At 43.8% G+C, this 14,468-nt stretch carries 14 protein-coding genes; 8 read left to right on the forward strand and 6 right to left on the reverse strand.

Going from position 1 to position 14,468, the window contains the following annotated elements; genetic code table 11:
* Window positions 1-85: 85 nt before the first annotated feature.
* Window positions 86-1,129, reverse strand: coding sequence for a gliding motility lipoprotein GldB (gene gldB, locus NAF19_RS06290; RefSeq protein WP_252788968.1), 1,044 nt, complete (start codon window positions 1,127-1,129; stop codon window positions 86-88).
* A 317-nt stretch (window positions 1,130-1,446) separates the two neighbouring features.
* Here gldB and NAF19_RS06295 point away from each other — a divergent pair, with 317 nt between their 5' ends.
* The 3 genes from NAF19_RS06295 (at window position 1,447) to NAF19_RS06305 (ending at window position 6,127) form a co-directional block, all read left to right on the forward strand.
* The gene (locus tag NAF19_RS06295) at window positions 1,447-3,096 is read left to right on the forward strand and encodes an NAD+ synthase (RefSeq protein ID WP_252788969.1); all 1,650 of its coding nucleotides are present in this window, start codon (window positions 1,447-1,449) and stop codon (window positions 3,094-3,096) included.
* Window positions 3,097-3,147: 51 nt separating this feature from the next.
* Complete coding sequence (locus tag NAF19_RS06300) at window positions 3,148-3,522, forward strand: hypothetical protein (RefSeq protein WP_252788970.1); 375 nt, start codon at window positions 3,148-3,150, stop codon at window positions 3,520-3,522.
* A gap of 223 nt (window positions 3,523-3,745) precedes the next feature.
* The gene (locus NAF19_RS06305) at window positions 3,746-6,127 is read left to right on the forward strand and encodes an ABC transporter permease (protein ID WP_252788971.1); all 2,382 of its coding nucleotides are present in this window, start codon (window positions 3,746-3,748) and stop codon (window positions 6,125-6,127) included.
* A gap of 187 nt (window positions 6,128-6,314) precedes the next feature.
* Here NAF19_RS06305 and NAF19_RS06310 read toward each other — a convergent pair whose 3' ends face one another.
* The 5 genes from NAF19_RS06310 to NAF19_RS06330 all read right to left on the reverse strand — a co-directional run bounded on the left by NAF19_RS06310 (window position 6,315) and on the right by NAF19_RS06330 (window position 11,103).
* On the reverse strand, window positions 6,315-7,277 hold the full coding sequence (locus NAF19_RS06310; protein ID WP_252788972.1) for a Gfo/Idh/MocA family protein: 963 nt from the start codon (window positions 7,275-7,277) through the stop codon (window positions 6,315-6,317).
* A gap of 94 nt (window positions 7,278-7,371) precedes the next feature.
* Entirely contained in the window at window positions 7,372-8,433 is a 1,062-nt protein-coding gene (locus tag NAF19_RS06315) for a hypothetical protein (RefSeq protein ID WP_252788973.1), read from the reverse strand.
* A 181-nt stretch (window positions 8,434-8,614) separates the two neighbouring features.
* Window positions 8,615-9,499: a class I SAM-dependent methyltransferase gene (locus NAF19_RS06320; RefSeq protein ID WP_252788974.1), complete on the reverse strand. Its 885-nt coding sequence runs from the start codon at window positions 9,497-9,499 to the stop codon at window positions 8,615-8,617.
* A 123-nt stretch (window positions 9,500-9,622) separates the two neighbouring features.
* Window positions 9,623-10,375 (reverse strand): ABC transporter ATP-binding protein, encoded by a 753-nt coding sequence (locus tag NAF19_RS06325; RefSeq protein ID WP_252788975.1) that lies wholly within the window; start codon window positions 10,373-10,375, stop codon window positions 9,623-9,625.
* Window positions 10,372-11,103 (reverse strand): MlaE family ABC transporter permease, encoded by a 732-nt coding sequence (locus tag NAF19_RS06330; protein ID WP_252788976.1) that lies wholly within the window; start codon window positions 11,101-11,103, stop codon window positions 10,372-10,374. Before NAF19_RS06330 ends, NAF19_RS06325 begins: the two co-directional genes overlap by 4 nt.
* Before the next feature lie 167 nt (window positions 11,104-11,270).
* On the opposite strand from NAF19_RS06330, the gene NAF19_RS06335 reads away from it, so the two are divergent.
* From NAF19_RS06335 to NAF19_RS06355, 5 genes are all read left to right on the forward strand, one after another.
* Window positions 11,271-12,023, forward strand: coding sequence for a hypothetical protein (locus NAF19_RS06335; RefSeq protein ID WP_252788977.1), 753 nt, complete (start codon window positions 11,271-11,273; stop codon window positions 12,021-12,023).
* A 70-nt stretch (window positions 12,024-12,093) separates the two neighbouring features.
* Entirely contained in the window at window positions 12,094-12,306 is a 213-nt protein-coding gene (locus NAF19_RS06340; protein ID WP_252788978.1) for a hypothetical protein, read from the forward strand.
* Window positions 12,307-12,312: 6 nt separating this feature from the next.
* Window positions 12,313-12,813 (forward strand): GtrA family protein, encoded by a 501-nt coding sequence (locus tag NAF19_RS06345; RefSeq protein WP_252788979.1) that lies wholly within the window; start codon window positions 12,313-12,315, stop codon window positions 12,811-12,813.
* A gap of 271 nt (window positions 12,814-13,084) precedes the next feature.
* Entirely contained in the window at window positions 13,085-13,789 is a 705-nt protein-coding gene (locus NAF19_RS06350) for an SDR family oxidoreductase (protein ID WP_252788980.1), read from the forward strand.
* Between the two features lie 25 nt (window positions 13,790-13,814).
* On the forward strand, window positions 13,815-14,465 hold the full coding sequence (locus tag NAF19_RS06355; RefSeq protein WP_252788981.1) for a PspC domain-containing protein: 651 nt from the start codon (window positions 13,815-13,817) through the stop codon (window positions 14,463-14,465).
* The last annotated feature ends 3 nt before the right edge of the window (window positions 14,466-14,468 follow it).

A 14,468-nucleotide genomic window follows, 5' to 3' on the forward strand; every position in this document is an offset into this window, starting at 1 on the left:
CTACGTAGAGGTTGCTTCGTTCCTCGCAATGACGCCGGTAAACATCGCCTTAACTGCCCACTGCCAACTCAAAACTGCCTCCCCCTTACTTTCCTTTATATTTCGATTCATTCAAAATCATCTGTGCATCAGTATTGGCCATTAGTGCCGCTAATGTAACCTCGGGGTGTTTCTCCATGTATTGCCTTACAATTTGCCAGCCTGTCCAGATACCAAGCTTTGGCGCCGATTCATTTTTTTCGCCCAAACCAGGGGTAAAAGGTGCCTGCGTTAAATATTTCTGAATTTTAGGATAATCGGCTTCATACAACAAATTTTCATCAAGTATGTAGGCCCATATTTTACCTTTAAACTGTTCGCACCATTTTATTTGCGCGGTGGTGTAGCCAATTTTGGTACTGTCGCCCGCATCGGGCAGCACCTGGTCCATAAAGTACATGATCTTACCATTATAAATCATTTTCGATAGCAGGGTTTTGCTGCTGTCGCTTTCGGGGAACATGTCTTCGCGGGCTATGCTTTCAACCACACGCGGCACAATATTTTCTTTATTAAAAAACTGTGAAAGGTAGTGCGGGTAAGCATTGGTGAGTGAAGGGTAAAACCGCGAGTTGCCGCCCAGAAACAAATCAAGCCCAACACCAAAATAGTTATTGCCGATAACAACCTGCGCTTCAAAACCCGAATAGTAGGAATAGACTTTGGGCAGATGTTTTTTAGGGAAGTAATATATTATACGCCTGAACGCATCGGTCAGCTCCTCCTCCTGTTTATCAAGTCCGCCTTTAAATACGGAGTCAATATCGTGCTTTAAATCATTGTAGGCCTGGTTGGCAAATACTTTTCGCAACAGTTCAAAATAGGCGGTATCCCGTGTATTTAGCCGGGGTTCCTGTAGTATCAGGCAAATAAAATCGTGGTAAAACACGCCGTATTTGCGTTGCAGGTAGGCTGCCTGGGCGCCCATAGGTTTTGTACGCATGGCGTCAAATTCCTGGTCGAAGCGCTCAATTTTAACATCAAGTGGTATATTGCTCACGTCAACTTTTTTATGACGGTTACAGGCGCTAATAGTTACCACAAGCAAAACAAGCAAATAAAAAGGCTTTTTAAGGTTTAAAACAATCATTGTTTGGGCTTTGAGCAAAAATAATTTTTATTTGCATTAAATACGCAAGGAGAACGATTCTAATTGTTGCATATTCACCAGGCGTTCCGATGGAACGCAAAATGATGCTTGGTATTTTTCTACCGACAAGACGTTCCGATGGAACGAAAAATATATGTGAGGCGTGCCATAGGTACGCATGGTCGGTAGAAAAATCACAAATAGTATAATTACGTTCCGTAGGAACGTTTCGTGTATATGCGACAATAAAATCAACCATGTATACAAACCGCATATTTAAAGCGTTTGTTACCTATCTAACCAAAGAATAATTTATAATGAAGATTGCTTTAGCTCAGCTTAATTACCACGTAGGGAACTTTGAATCGAACACCGCCAAAATAATTGAACATATTAAAAAGGCACGCAATAACGGGGCCGACCTGGTAGTATTTGCAGAGCTATGCGTGTGCGGCTACCCTTCGCGCGATTTTTTGGAGTTTGATGAGTTTATCGGCCTGTGCGAAACATCGGCACAAGAAATTGCTAAAGAGTGCCTTGGCATTGCCTGTATTATTGGCATGCCTACTCCTAATCATCGCACCGAGGGAAAGGATTTAAACAACTCGGCTTATTTTATCGAGGAAGGCAAAGTAAAGGCCATTGCTAACAAAGCGCTGTTGCCTAACTATGATATTTTTGACGAATACCGCTATTTTGAACCGGCTACCGAATTTAGCTGCATTGACTTTAAAGGACATCGTATCGCACTTACTATTTGCGAGGATTTGTGGAATACCATTGAAAATCCGCTGTACGTAACCCGGCCGATGGATATTCTGATGCAGCAAAACCCGGATGTAATGATAAATATTGCCGCATCACCCTTCGCCTATAACCACGATGAAGAGCGGATTGCAATTTTAACCGACAATGCCGAGCGCTACAAACTGCCCCTGCTGTACGTGAACCACGTTGGCGCTCAAACCGAATTGATTTTTGACGGCGGCTCGTTAGTGTTTGATAATACTGGCAAATTAATTGATGAGCTACCCTATTTTGAAGAAACTCTTGCTTATTATACACTGGGCGATAATGGCGCCATAACCTACGACCACCCAACCACGCGGAAAGCTGAACGCGAAAGCGACATTGAGCAGATACACCGGGGCCTGATTTTGGGTATCCGCGATTATTTTTATAAATCGGGATTTAAACAGGCCATTTTAGGTTTATCAGGTGGAATTGACTCTGCCGTGGTTTGCGCATTGGCTGCTGAAGCACTAGGGCCTAAGAATGTAATGGCGGTGTTGCTCCCCTCCCATTTCTCGAGCGACCACTCTATTAAAGATGCCGAAGATTTGGTAAACAACCTGGGTTGCCTGAGCGAAACTATTGCTATTAAAAATGTAACCGATGCCTTTGAAGCGGTGTTAAGTCCACAGTTTAAGGGCCTGCCGTTTAATATTGCCGAGGAAAATATCCAATCGCGCAGTCGTGCGGTGTTGTTGATGGCTATGTGTAATAAGTTTGGCTATATCCTGCTTAATACATCAAATAAAAGCGAGGCGGCTGTTGGCTACGGGACTTTATATGGCGATATGTGTGGCGGTATTTCGGTAATTGGCGATGTATACAAAACGCAGGTTTTTGAGCTTGCAAGGCATATCAATAATGACAAGGAAATTATCCCTATAAACTCTATTATCAAACCACCTTCAGCTGAATTAAGGCCCGACCAAAAAGACACCGACTCGCTGCCTGAATATGACATACTGGATAAAATACTGCAGGTTTACGTAGAGGACAGGCGTTCATCAGCCGAAATTATCAGGATGGGATATGACGAACACACCGTTCGCCGGGTAATACGACTGGTTAACCTCGCCGAGCATAAACGCTACCAAACGCCACCTATTTTAAGGGTATCGCCTAAAGCGTTTGGTATGGGCAGGAGGATGCCGATTGTTGGAAAGTATTTGACGTAGGACACAGATTTATTATTAGAGTTTGATTCCGTTCCATAAACAAGCGACGTCATGGGATACATAGAAACACACGGCATTAAATTTCATACACGAATTTCTAATGGCCATGTCGAAAAATTGGGTTCACCGAAAACCGATACAAATCTCAATTTTGTTTTGCAATTTGATGATCCTGATATATTATCACAAATCATAAATAATTTGCAGCTAGCCATTAATGGTGATATGGACGCCATTCATGATCGTGACATAACTGCTGACAATGATATTGCTTCGATCAGTTCTTCCGGAGTTGATTTTTATGATGATAAAGGTCAAGAGATAATAGAAACGGTTCCGCTACAGTATATCTATGATTTAGCAGTAGCGTGGCGAAATTATTTACTTCAACCACCATTGAACGGGACAGTTGCCGCCCAAGTTTAGACATTTCTTCCTTCTGCTCCCGCGACTTTAGCGATTAGCGTAACTCGTGGTAGTGCATGGCTGAAGCCTTCAGCTTCACAGTAAAATGTTTCTCCATTTCGATATCGATATAATAAATTTCTGCTCCGTAAGCTGGAGCTTACTACATGCCGCACCACGAGTTACGCTTCGCTAAACTCGCTGCAGCGATTTTTTTCTTATCTTACCACCTCATCACATCGCTATGTTAAAAAACCAAATCAAAACCTCGTTTAGGTATTTTATCAGCCATAAAGCATTTTCCGCTATTAATATCATTGGCCTCGGCACCGGCATTTGCGTTTGCTTTTTTGCTTTGCTGTATGTGCAGTTTGAGTTAAGCCGGGATACGTATAATACACAAGCCGATAACATTTACCGCCTGGTTACCGATGTAAAAACGCCCGTGGGTATCAATTACGAAAGCACACCGGGCCCTATGGCGGCTGCAGTGCAGGCCACCTTCCCCGAGGTAAAAATTGCTACGCGTGTTTTTATGGATGATATGATACTGCAGAGCAACCCCAACAACGCCGCTAAGGAAGAGGTGGCTTATGTGGATGAGTCGGTATTCAAAGTTTTTAGTTGGACGTTACTGCGTGGCGATGCCAAACATTTATTTGATGCCCCGTGCAATGTGGTGCTTACCGAAACTGCCGCCAAACATTACTTCGGCAATGCTGATCCAGTTGGCAAAACCATGCTGATTAACGGCCAAACCAGGGCGGCGGTAACCGGGATAATGAAGGACATGCCTTACAATTCGCATCTCAGGGTGAATATGCTTTTTTCTATGAGTACCCTTATTGGGCCCTGCTGCTGGAACACCAACTGGAAACGTTTTGGTTTTTATACTTACCTGCTGTTAAAACCAGGTACCGATGCAGCAAAGCTACAGGCGAAGTTTCCTGCCTTTGTCAATGCCAATATCGACCAAAGTCAATCGAAATATAGCCTGGCGATAGAGCCGTTAAAGAAGGTTTATCTTTATGGAAAGCCACGCGGACACCGCACTGGCAGCTCTGAAAGCGGTAGCATCAGCAATATTTATATCTTCTCCATAATAGCTTTGTTTGTGCTGTTTATAGCCTGTTTTAATTTCATCAACCTTACAACCGCCTTTTCACTAAAACGCGCCCGCGAAATTGGTGTGCGCAAAGTGCTGGGCGCATCAAAAAAACAGTTGATGGTGCAATTTTTTATGGATGCAGTTTTACTCTGCCTCATTGCATTTGTATTAGCGTTGGGGTTGGCAGCTTTGTTGCTGCCATTGTTTAACCAACTAACAGGCACCGTTATAGCGACAGGCATATTTGCAAACCTGTATTACATTGGCGGCTTATTGCTTATTGCAGTTTTGGTTGGATTACTTTCAGGTGTTTACCCGGCCTTGTTTTTATCGGGCTTTAAACCTATCAGCAGTTTAAAAGGACAACTTGCATCGGGCAATGGTGGACTGATGCTGCGCAAAACGCTGGTTATTGCACAGTTTACCATCTCTATTGTACTCATCATATCTACCATAATAGTTTACAACCAGCTGGACTTTATGCAAAACCAGCAATTAGGGTTTAATAAAGGCCACAAGCTGGTGATCGACTACCAATTTAACCACCAAATTAATGAGCACCCCGACCTTGTAAAGCAGTTGCTGGGAGCTGTGCCCGGCGTTAAGAGTGTATCGTACTCTTCGGGGGTGCCGGGTACGCCCAACAACAAATTTCAAACCTCAATTATGGATGCCGGTGGTTCGTACCAGGAATTTTTGAGTGATGTATACAATTTTGATGGCGACTTTTTAAAACAGTACGGTATAGATGTGATTGCCGGCCGGGGTTTCAACAGGCAAATTGCGCTTGATGAAAAAGCGATGCTGATAAACGAAACCATGGTTAAAAAGATGGGCTATAAAACCCCGGAGGAGGCAATTGGGAAACCGTTTAAGCAGTTTGCCGCTACCGGCACCATTGTAGGTGTGGTAAAAGATTTTCATTTCCATTCGTCGCAGGAATTGGTGCCGCCTTTGGCTATCCGCCCAACTGATGGCTTTTTCACCTGCCTTACGCTCGACATTACTTCGGCCAATATGCAGCAAACGATAACGCAGGTTGAAAAGGAATGGAAGCAACTGGCGCCGGACCTGCCTTTGATTTATTTTTTCCAGGATGAGGCCTACAACAAGCAATATATTGCGCAGCAGCGATTCGGCAACCTGTTTGTTTGCTTTTCGGCTTTGGCCATATTGATATCATGCCTCGGATTGCTCGGGCTATCAGCCTTTAGCACCGCGCAGCGCAAAAAGGAAATCGGCATACGGAAGGTGCTCGGCGCATCGGCCCTTAGTATTACCGCGTTGCTGTCGAAAGATTTTGTGCGATTGGTGGTTATTGCCATCGTGTTTGCGTCTCCCCTGGCTTACTGGGGCATGCACACCTGGCTGCAGGATTTTGCCTGCCGCATTCAAATATCGTGGTGGGTGTTTGCTGCTGCAGGGTCGGCGGCATTGGTGATTGCTTTGCTTACTATTAGCTTTCAATCGTTAAAGGCAGCTTTGGTTAATCCTGTAAAAAGTTTGAAAAGCGAGTGATTTGTTAGTTCACATTTATCACCACGCGTCATTGCGAGGAACGAAGCAACCTCTGAACTGTGCAAATCATGGACCTGTAAGTACGTGGTGACCAATGAGCCGGCTGAAAGGTTTCCGCAAACGTTAGTTTCGTGAATGTCCTACGTAGAGGTTGCTTCGTTCCTCGCAATGACGATAGCGAAGAGATTTATTCCCCCTCAAACTTCAGTCCGATCTGTCCCCTCGCAGTATCCAGCATGCCAATCATCTGCCGCGATATTTCATGAGTAATGATATCGCTTTCGGTTTTTCCTTGCTCTATCAATCCACAAAAGTGTTCAATTTCGTAATTAAGGCCGCCGGCGGTGAAGGGTTCATCAAGTTCAACTGTCCGGCCATCAAGATAACTGATAGTGGCCCGGGACGGATTCCACCAGTTTTTGTGGATGGTAACATGGCCGATGGCTCCGCAGATCAGGGCATCACCTTTGCCATGAAGATCGAAGCCGGTATATAATTGCGCATAGCCGTTTTCGTGCCGGGTTTGAAACATGGTAAACATATCAATACCTGTTGCGCCAAAACGCCCCATGGTTTGCACTTCCTGCGTATTGCCAAGAAAGTCGACCGCTAAAAAAGCTTCATAAGGGCCTATACCCATAATAGCACCGCCAACAAGGTCATGACGATAATTTGGGTGGTCGGGCGGGCAGTCGGCAACTGCAGAACCCGCACGCACGTAGCCAACCGGACCTATCGGGTCAGTAATAAGGTACTCTTTTAAGTGCCGGTACAAAGGAAAGAAGGGAGGCTTCATCCCCTCCATAAATAACATACCGGTTGATTTGGATGCAGCTAAAATCCTGTCTAACGATTGCAGATTGATAGCAGCAGGCTTTTCGCAAAGCACGGCTTTACCTGCGTTAAAGGCCAGTATGCTGTAATGTTCGTGGCTATCAGGCAGAGTGGCAATGTAAACAGCGTCAATATCGCTGGCAAGCAATTCTTCAACCGTTTGGCAAGGATGCCCGCCATGCAATGCAGCAAACTCACTTACCGATTCTGCACGGCGCGACCATAACGAAACCAGTTCTGTACCTGAAACAGCTTTAAGCCCTTGCACAAAACGTTGTGCAATCCGCCCGCATCCTATAATTCCCCATTTAATCATGGCCTAAAATACGTAGAGACGCAATACTTTGCGTCTCTAAATTTATTTCCTGTAATTTATACTGAGAGACACAAGTATTGTGTCTCTACAATTACTACTGATATTGTATATAAACCGGGTGCGGCTTGTATATCTTTAGTATCTCCTCAGGCGTCAGCATGTGATGGGGCGGCTGCCACGAGTCGTTTTTATAAAACAATTTGAAGCCGGTAAACTGTACAGGGTCGTGATAAATATAATCGCGGTAAGTGCCTGTCTTTAAATCGGGCGGGCCGAAACCGTCCATATCCATAACGAACTGGATTTCGGGGTGAAGCTTAATGTTTTGATAATTGGTCAGCATTTTACGGGTAAAACGGTGCACAATAAAAATTTTGGGTGGCAGGTTATATTTTTTTACCTCGTTGGCTAAGTAACCCGAAACATAGTTGACATCGGCTGCATCGTAAGAGCCTATTTTTTTGCCGGGATGGATGCCATCATGCATGGAAAATTCGGGGTCGATACCGCAATGTACGTTAGGCATTCGCCAGTATTTTTCCAACTTGGGCAGTTCCGCCTGGATCTTGCTCAACGCTACCTGTATATCCAGGAAAAGTATGGCATGGGCTCTTTTAGCCAGTCGCACTGCACTATCTATTTTCTTTTCAGGCATTCGGTTGATATACATGTTGTCCTTACCGGGAAAACCGGCGGCCACCACAGCTATGTAATGCAGCGCTGGTTGCACAGGTGTTTGCGGATCGGCTTTCTCCCAATGCTTTACCTCTCCATGCAGTTTGGCCAGCATTTCGTCCGGCGGCAGTTCGCCGAGGATACCCATTTTTTTGGCGGACAGGTTACCATAATAGGCTATAACGCGCTTAAAGGGTAAAATAGCACCAGGCAAAGGATAAGGCGCGTTTTTTACGGGCCATTTCCCGGTAGTATCGCCGTTCGCCAGTTTTTTCATCAACGAGTCGTAAAGTTTTTTGTCTATCGGGGGATAAACTACCGGGGCGGCAACTGTGTCTTCCTTTGCAACAGCAGCGGCAGCTTTTTTGGTAGTGTCCTTAGCGGCGGGCTTATCTTTACCGGCCGGCTGGTTGCAGTTGGTAAGCAACATTGACGAAAACAGCACAAATCCAACAGACAGAATAACATTCTTCAACTTCATTTTAACAAGTTTTTTTGATTGTAGCAGGGGAGCTGCAAAGTAACACCTTTTTTGCCGCGAATATGGTTATTTTTATTAACATATTAACGGAGAAAGTGAATGGGGAGTAGTGAGTTGTGAATAGTTATGAGCCTGTAGTAGCAGAGCTTCGAACTACTCACCATTCTCTAATCACCATTCTCTATTTCGCCTTAAAAAATTTACCAAACACGCCAAGCGGCAACTTTACTCCCGAGGTCGCCTGCAAATAAAGCTCACCGGTTTCCAAATTTTGCACCTGCGGATAGGCGCCTTTTACCAGGTTTTCGATAATTACGGATGAAAAGCCAAGCGAATAAGTATTCAATATCAGGAAATGCTCTTCGGGATCGAGCAGTTGGATTACATCGGCCATCATTTCATTGATGTTATCTTCCAGCTTCCATTTTTCACCATTGGGGCCGTGGCCGTAGGCGGGCGGATCGAGGATAATGCCATTGTATTTTTTGCCCCGTTTCAGTTCGCGTTTTACAAACTTTAAAGCATCTTCAACTACCCAACGAATATTGGTTAACCCGGATAGCTCCTGGTTTTCGTTGGCCCAGGTCACCACCTGTTTAATGGAGTCGACGTGTGTTGTATCTGCGCCCGCAGCCTGGGCAATAAGTGATGCGCCGCCAGTATAGGCAAACAGGTTAAGAACTTTGGGCTCCGGTGTTTTAAACTTTTTTATATTTTGGGTGATGTAGTCCCAGTTAACAGCTTGTTCCGGGAAGATACCCAGGTGTTTAAATGAAGTTAATGCCAGCCTGAATTTGATGGAAGCTTCGGGATTTTTATATTCAACGTGCCAGCGGTCGGGCGTGGCGGGGTTCTTTTTTACCCATTCGCCCGATGTAGCCGAACGCCCTTTAAATTTGATATGATGCAGGCGCTGCCATTCGGCATTGCTCAAAACCTTGCTCCAAACTGCCTGCGGCTCAGGCCTGATCAATATTACATTGCCAAAACGCTCCAGTTTTTCAAAATCACCGCAGTCAATCAGTTCGTAATCTTTCCAGTGGGTTGGGGTGAGTAGCTGTATCATTTATTTTAGTCTTGAGTCCGAAGTCTTAAGTCAAAAGCCTTGTATTTGCATTAAAACGGATGCAAATATAAACTATATCTTAAGATTTTGACTTTGGACTAACGACTCCGGACTTTTGACGTATCAAAGCTTATCTTTCGCCGCCTGCATAAACTTGCTGGCGAAAACAAATTCGTTCAGTTCTTTATTGTCGGTTTTGGCAATTTCGTGGTTAGTGCCTTCCCACCATTTCTGACCATTGTGCAAGAACACAATATGGTCGCCGATACCCATTACGGAGTTCATGTCATGGGTTACAATAACTGTCGTTATCTTATATTCCTGGGTAAGCTCGTTAATCAGTTCATCAATAAGGATGGACGTTTTAGGATCGAGGCCCGAGTTGGGTTCATCGACAAAAAGATATTTAGGCTGCATGGAGATAGCACGGGCTATTCCCACCCGCTTTTTCATGCCACCAGATAGTTCAGATGGATATAATTTATTCTTTCCTTCGAGGTTTACCCTTTGCAGGCAAAAATTGGCGCGGTCGAGTTTTTCGGCCTTTGATTGCTGCGTAAACAAGTTTAAAGGGAACATGATGTTTTCTTCAACCGTCATACTGTCAAACAGCGCCGAGTTTTGGAACAGCATCCCTATTTCTGTACGAATAGGCACACGTTGCGTAAAGTCCATCTCGGTAAAATTCTGATCGTCAAAAAACACCTCGCCTTTAGTGGGGGCGTGCAGGCCCACTATACATTTTAGCAATGTGGTTTTACCCGAACCCGAGCCGCCAATAATAAGGTTATTTTTACCAGGCGAAAATTTAGCGCTTATGCCTTTTAATACTTCATTATCGCCGAAAGTTTTATGAATGTCCTTTACCTCGATCATAGCATTAAACGTGTTATAACCAGGTCGGCAAATAAAATCATAACACAGCTGTATACTACGCCCTTTGTAGCCGATTGGCCAACTTCAAGCGCTCCGCCCGAGGTATAAAACCCCTGGTAAGCACAGATAGACGCGATGATAAAACCAAAAACCGCTGCTTTAACAAGTGCCACCCTAACGGTAAGACCATTAAAATCGCCCTGTACACCAGCAATATAATCTGAAGGACTAACATCGCCCGATAATACACAGGCAAGCCAGCCGCCGGTAATACCTAAAGTTATAGATGCAATAACTAACAGCGGCACCATGGTTATCCCCGCAATAATTTTGGGGGCAATAAGGTAACCGGGGGCGTTAACACCCATAATTTCAAGCGCATCAATTTGTTCGGTAACACGCATGGTGCCAATTTGCGATGCAATGCTTGACCCTACGCGGCCCGCCAATACCAATGATGAGATAGTTGGGCTAAATTCAAGGATGGTTGAGTCGCGGGCAATACTGCCGGCAATACTGCGCGGCACTAAAGGGCTTGATAGCTGAAAAGCTACCTGGATAGTGGTAGCGGCACCAATAAACAATGATATAATGCTGATAATACCCAGCGACCCAATGCCGACTGAAACCATTTCGCGCATCACTTCGGCCCAATAAACTTTAAATTTTTCGGGTTTGCGGAAACTTAACTGCAGTAAAAGTATATATCGTCCTAAGCTGGTAAACATTTAATAATTAAAAATCCGGCTAAAAATACGTTTTTAAGCGGTAAAATGTATTAAACATTAAACCCTAAATAATATTATGTGCCTGCTGTGATAAATCCTGTTGTTTCAGATTGATAAATGCAATTTTGATACGGATTGTTTTAGGGTATATTTAAGTAATTAAAATAATGAGAAAAACCACCTGCGTTATCATGGTTATTTTGTGTGCCGCTGCGTGTCATTCGCCGGTTGATATGACTTTGCTTAGTAACTGGAAGAGCTTGCCGGCGCCAGTTAGCAGCGATTCCATCGCTAAAAACAGTTCTTCAGTAACCAATTGGTGGGTTTACCTTAAAAACGATATGGTCCGTGTTTCGGATAAGGGTATTTCGCCAAGATTGCCTTTTAGAGTAGACGAAGATAAAGATGATAAAATCCAAATATCGTTTCTGAAAGTTGATAATGGCTTTTTAGTAGGCTTTTATCGCGGCGAATGGGGCGGAAGTTTAAATTGGTTTTCATCAGATGGCAAAAAACGTTATAAAATATCTGAAGACGAGGTAGTTCAGTTTATTAAACGCAGCGGAAAAAATTATGCGTTACAGGGACTTGCCCACGCAGGAATGAGCAAGGGAAGTATCATTAACATTGAAAAAATTAATGATAAATGGGTTGCACAGCAATATTTGGAGTTACCTACTGCCCCTTACGCTATCACGCTCGATAAGAAAAATAATTTCTTAATAATTACCTCAAAAAGCTTATTCATGGTTGATTCATCAGCGACCATCCATACATTGATTAACCGCGGCTTGTGGTGGACCAGGCTTCATCCAACATCAATTGTAGTTAAAGATAGTTTGGTATTTGCGGGTATGAGCGATGGCGTATATCAGTACAACTCGGAAAGCGGTGAAAAAAGTTGGCTGACGAACCATTGATTTTTAGATGGGATAAAGCTTTCCGATTTGTTATCTTTGCCCACTTACAACACCAGCGATTAAACCTTGTATGAAAGCTAAGGTCGAAGACAAAGTTATTACTCATTTTGCGAGCGAAAAATCCCTGGAGAAGTATTGGATTACCCCTGAGGAAGATATAGCCTGGCAGAACTTGGGCGAAGGCGAATTGAACGCTACCATGTTGTTGAGTGCGGAAAAGGCTTTCGCCGAAGGATGGGATGTAAATAATGAAGAAGAAAACGCTTACTGGGAAAGTCTTTAATAATTAATGAAACGAATCCACAATACCATCAGGCATCTAATCCTATCGATAATTGATTTTTTTTACAAGCCGTTTAAAAAAATTCTTCCCTTACAAACTTTCAGGTATGCTGCTGCTGGTGGGGCCAATACCGTTTTTGATATCGTTATGTTTTCGCTGGGCTACAACTTAATTTTCAAAAAGGAAAACTTTCATTTTGGCCATTTTACGCTAACACCTTATATTGCCTCGCTTATATTTGCTTTCTGTTTTAGCCAGCCAACGGGCTTTTATTTAAACCGCTATGTAGTTTTCCAGGATTCGGGACTTAAAAAACGAGAGCAATTAACCCGGTATCTTATCGTCGTTTTTTTCTGTATTCTATTTAACTATTTGCTATTAAAGCTTTTTGTTGGGTATTTTGGCTGGTATCCTACTCCATCGAAGATTTTAGCCACCTTGCTGGTTATTATATTCAGCTACAGCAGCCAGACGTACTTTTTCTTCAAAACAAAAGAACCAAGGTAAACTAAGATTTGTTGGATTAAAAGATTACAAGACTGTCCACCATCCAGGAGGCGGCTTTATCTCGTGCGCTATAGCGGCATGTTGATACATCAGCTTTAATTTTTTTCACCGCCTTTTTTCCGCGTTTTACCGAAAATCTATCATACTTTACCAAATGCTGTAAGCAGCTGCGTGCTGTATATTTTACATTTGGTGTATCAATTAAAACATTAAGATTTTTAGATATTATTGTTTGATAGTATTAACCATCTTCAAACAAAAACAAAAAATCATGAAAAACGCACTCATCACAGCATCAACAAAGGGAATGGGCCGGGCTACAGCAATAGCTTTGGCAAAACAGGGCATCAGCCTTGCCCTTTGCGCACGTACAAGTGCCGACCTTTATGCTTTTAAAGATGAACTGGCGGCTATAAATCCAGCTATTAAAATATTCACCGCAGTTGTTGATGTTAGTATTAAACAACAATTGCTTGACTTTGCTGCCGGCGCCGAAAAAGAACTGGGCTCTATCAGCATACTGGTGAATAACGCAGGCATGTACGAGCATTCAAGCATATTGGATGATGCCGATGGCACGCTGCAAAAACATATTGATACTAACCTTGCCCCGGCTTATGAGCTTTACCGCTATTTTGGAAAGAAAATGATAGCTGCCAAAGAAGGGCACATATTTACTATCTGCTCGGTAGCGTCGTTAAACCCTATTGCTGAGGCTGGTACGTATAGTGTAACAAAATATGCGCTGTTAGGTCTTAACAAAATAATGCGTACTGAAATGCAGCCTTACGGTGTAAAGGTAACAGCCGTAATACCCGGCTCAACTTTAACCGACTCATGGAAGGGCCTGGAGGTCGACAAAGATAAAATGGTGCTGCCCGAAGATGTGGCATCGGCAATTGTAAATATTTACAACATGAGCGCGGGCGCAAATGTGGACGAAATAATAATAAAACCGGCTTACGGTCAAATATAAAAATCAACTCTAAAAACAATATACAATGAACAAAAAACTATATCGAAACGAATACCAACGAGTGTTAGGTGGTGTTTGTTCAGGCCTGGCAGAATATTTTGACATGGATGTTACCATTGTGCGCCTGCTGTTTGCCTTTACATTTTTTGTAATGGGCGTTGGCCTCGGCACTTATATTATCTTGTGGATAGTGCTTCCCCGCAAAGGATTTACCTACAATAACATTAACAACCCCGTGGTTGATTACCGGGTGCCCCCGCAACAACCAACCGGCGATTTTAATACCCCGCCGCCTACCCCTCCTTACGGTGGTACCCCCTTTGCAAGCGGTGCGCCGGGCGGCAATCCATTTGGTGGTAACCCCTGGAACGACAACCCGTACGGCGGCAACCCAACAGTCGTTGTGCCACCCAAGCAAAAATCGCATGCGGGCATTATCATCGGTGCAGTGCTGATAATAATTGGTGCAGCAATATTGGTTGATAATTACGACCTGTTCCCTGATATCGATTTTGAAACTTACTGGCCTGTAATATTGGTTATAATAGGCGGCGGGCTTATCATATCAGGCCAAAAAACCGAAATGTGGCACAAAAAGGATTGGAGCGAGGCTGAGAAAGCAGCGCCTGCAACCGAAGATCCATCGACACCAACAGATAACGACCCTACAGTTTAAACC

It is taken from the genome of Mucilaginibacter flavidus (genome assembly GCF_024055575.1).
GTDB classification, from domain to species: domain Bacteria; phylum Bacteroidota; class Bacteroidia; order Sphingobacteriales; family Sphingobacteriaceae; genus Mucilaginibacter; species Mucilaginibacter flavidus.

Excerpts from the sequence above, each read along its gene's own strand:
- NAF19_RS06320 (WP_252788974.1), bottom strand. The coding sequence starts at position 9,499 with ATGATACAGCTACTCACCCCAACCCACTGGAAAGATTACGAACTGATT.
- NAF19_RS06355 (WP_252788981.1), top strand. The coding sequence starts at position 13,815 with ATGAACAAAAAACTATATCGAAACGAATACCAACGAGTGTTAGGTGGT.
- NAF19_RS06340 (WP_252788978.1), top strand. The coding sequence starts at position 12,094 with ATGAAAGCTAAGGTCGAAGACAAAGTTATTACTCATTTTGCGAGCGAA.
- gldB (WP_252788968.1), bottom strand. The coding sequence starts at position 1,129 with ATGATTGTTTTAAACCTTAAAAAGCCTTTTTATTTGCTTGTTTTGCTT.
- NAF19_RS06315 (WP_252788973.1), bottom strand. The coding sequence starts at position 8,433 with ATGAAGTTGAAGAATGTTATTCTGTCTGTTGGATTTGTGCTGTTTTCG.
- NAF19_RS06305 (WP_252788971.1), top strand. The coding sequence starts at position 3,746 with ATGTTAAAAAACCAAATCAAAACCTCGTTTAGGTATTTTATCAGCCAT.
- NAF19_RS06325 (WP_252788975.1), bottom strand. The coding sequence starts at position 10,375 with ATGATCGAGGTAAAGGACATTCATAAAACTTTCGGCGATAATGAAGTA.
- NAF19_RS06350 (WP_252788980.1), top strand. The coding sequence starts at position 13,085 with ATGAAAAACGCACTCATCACAGCATCAACAAAGGGAATGGGCCGGGCT.
- NAF19_RS06295 (WP_252788969.1), top strand. The coding sequence starts at position 1,447 with ATGAAGATTGCTTTAGCTCAGCTTAATTACCACGTAGGGAACTTTGAA.
- NAF19_RS06330 (WP_252788976.1), bottom strand. The coding sequence starts at position 11,103 with ATGTTTACCAGCTTAGGACGATATATACTTTTACTGCAGTTAAGTTTC.
- NAF19_RS06335 (WP_252788977.1), top strand. The coding sequence starts at position 11,271 with ATGAGAAAAACCACCTGCGTTATCATGGTTATTTTGTGTGCCGCTGCG.
- NAF19_RS06345 (WP_252788979.1), top strand. The coding sequence starts at position 12,313 with ATGAAACGAATCCACAATACCATCAGGCATCTAATCCTATCGATAATT.
- NAF19_RS06300 (WP_252788970.1), top strand. The coding sequence starts at position 3,148 with ATGGGATACATAGAAACACACGGCATTAAATTTCATACACGAATTTCT.
- NAF19_RS06310 (WP_252788972.1), bottom strand. The coding sequence starts at position 7,277 with ATGATTAAATGGGGAATTATAGGATGCGGGCGGATTGCACAACGTTTT.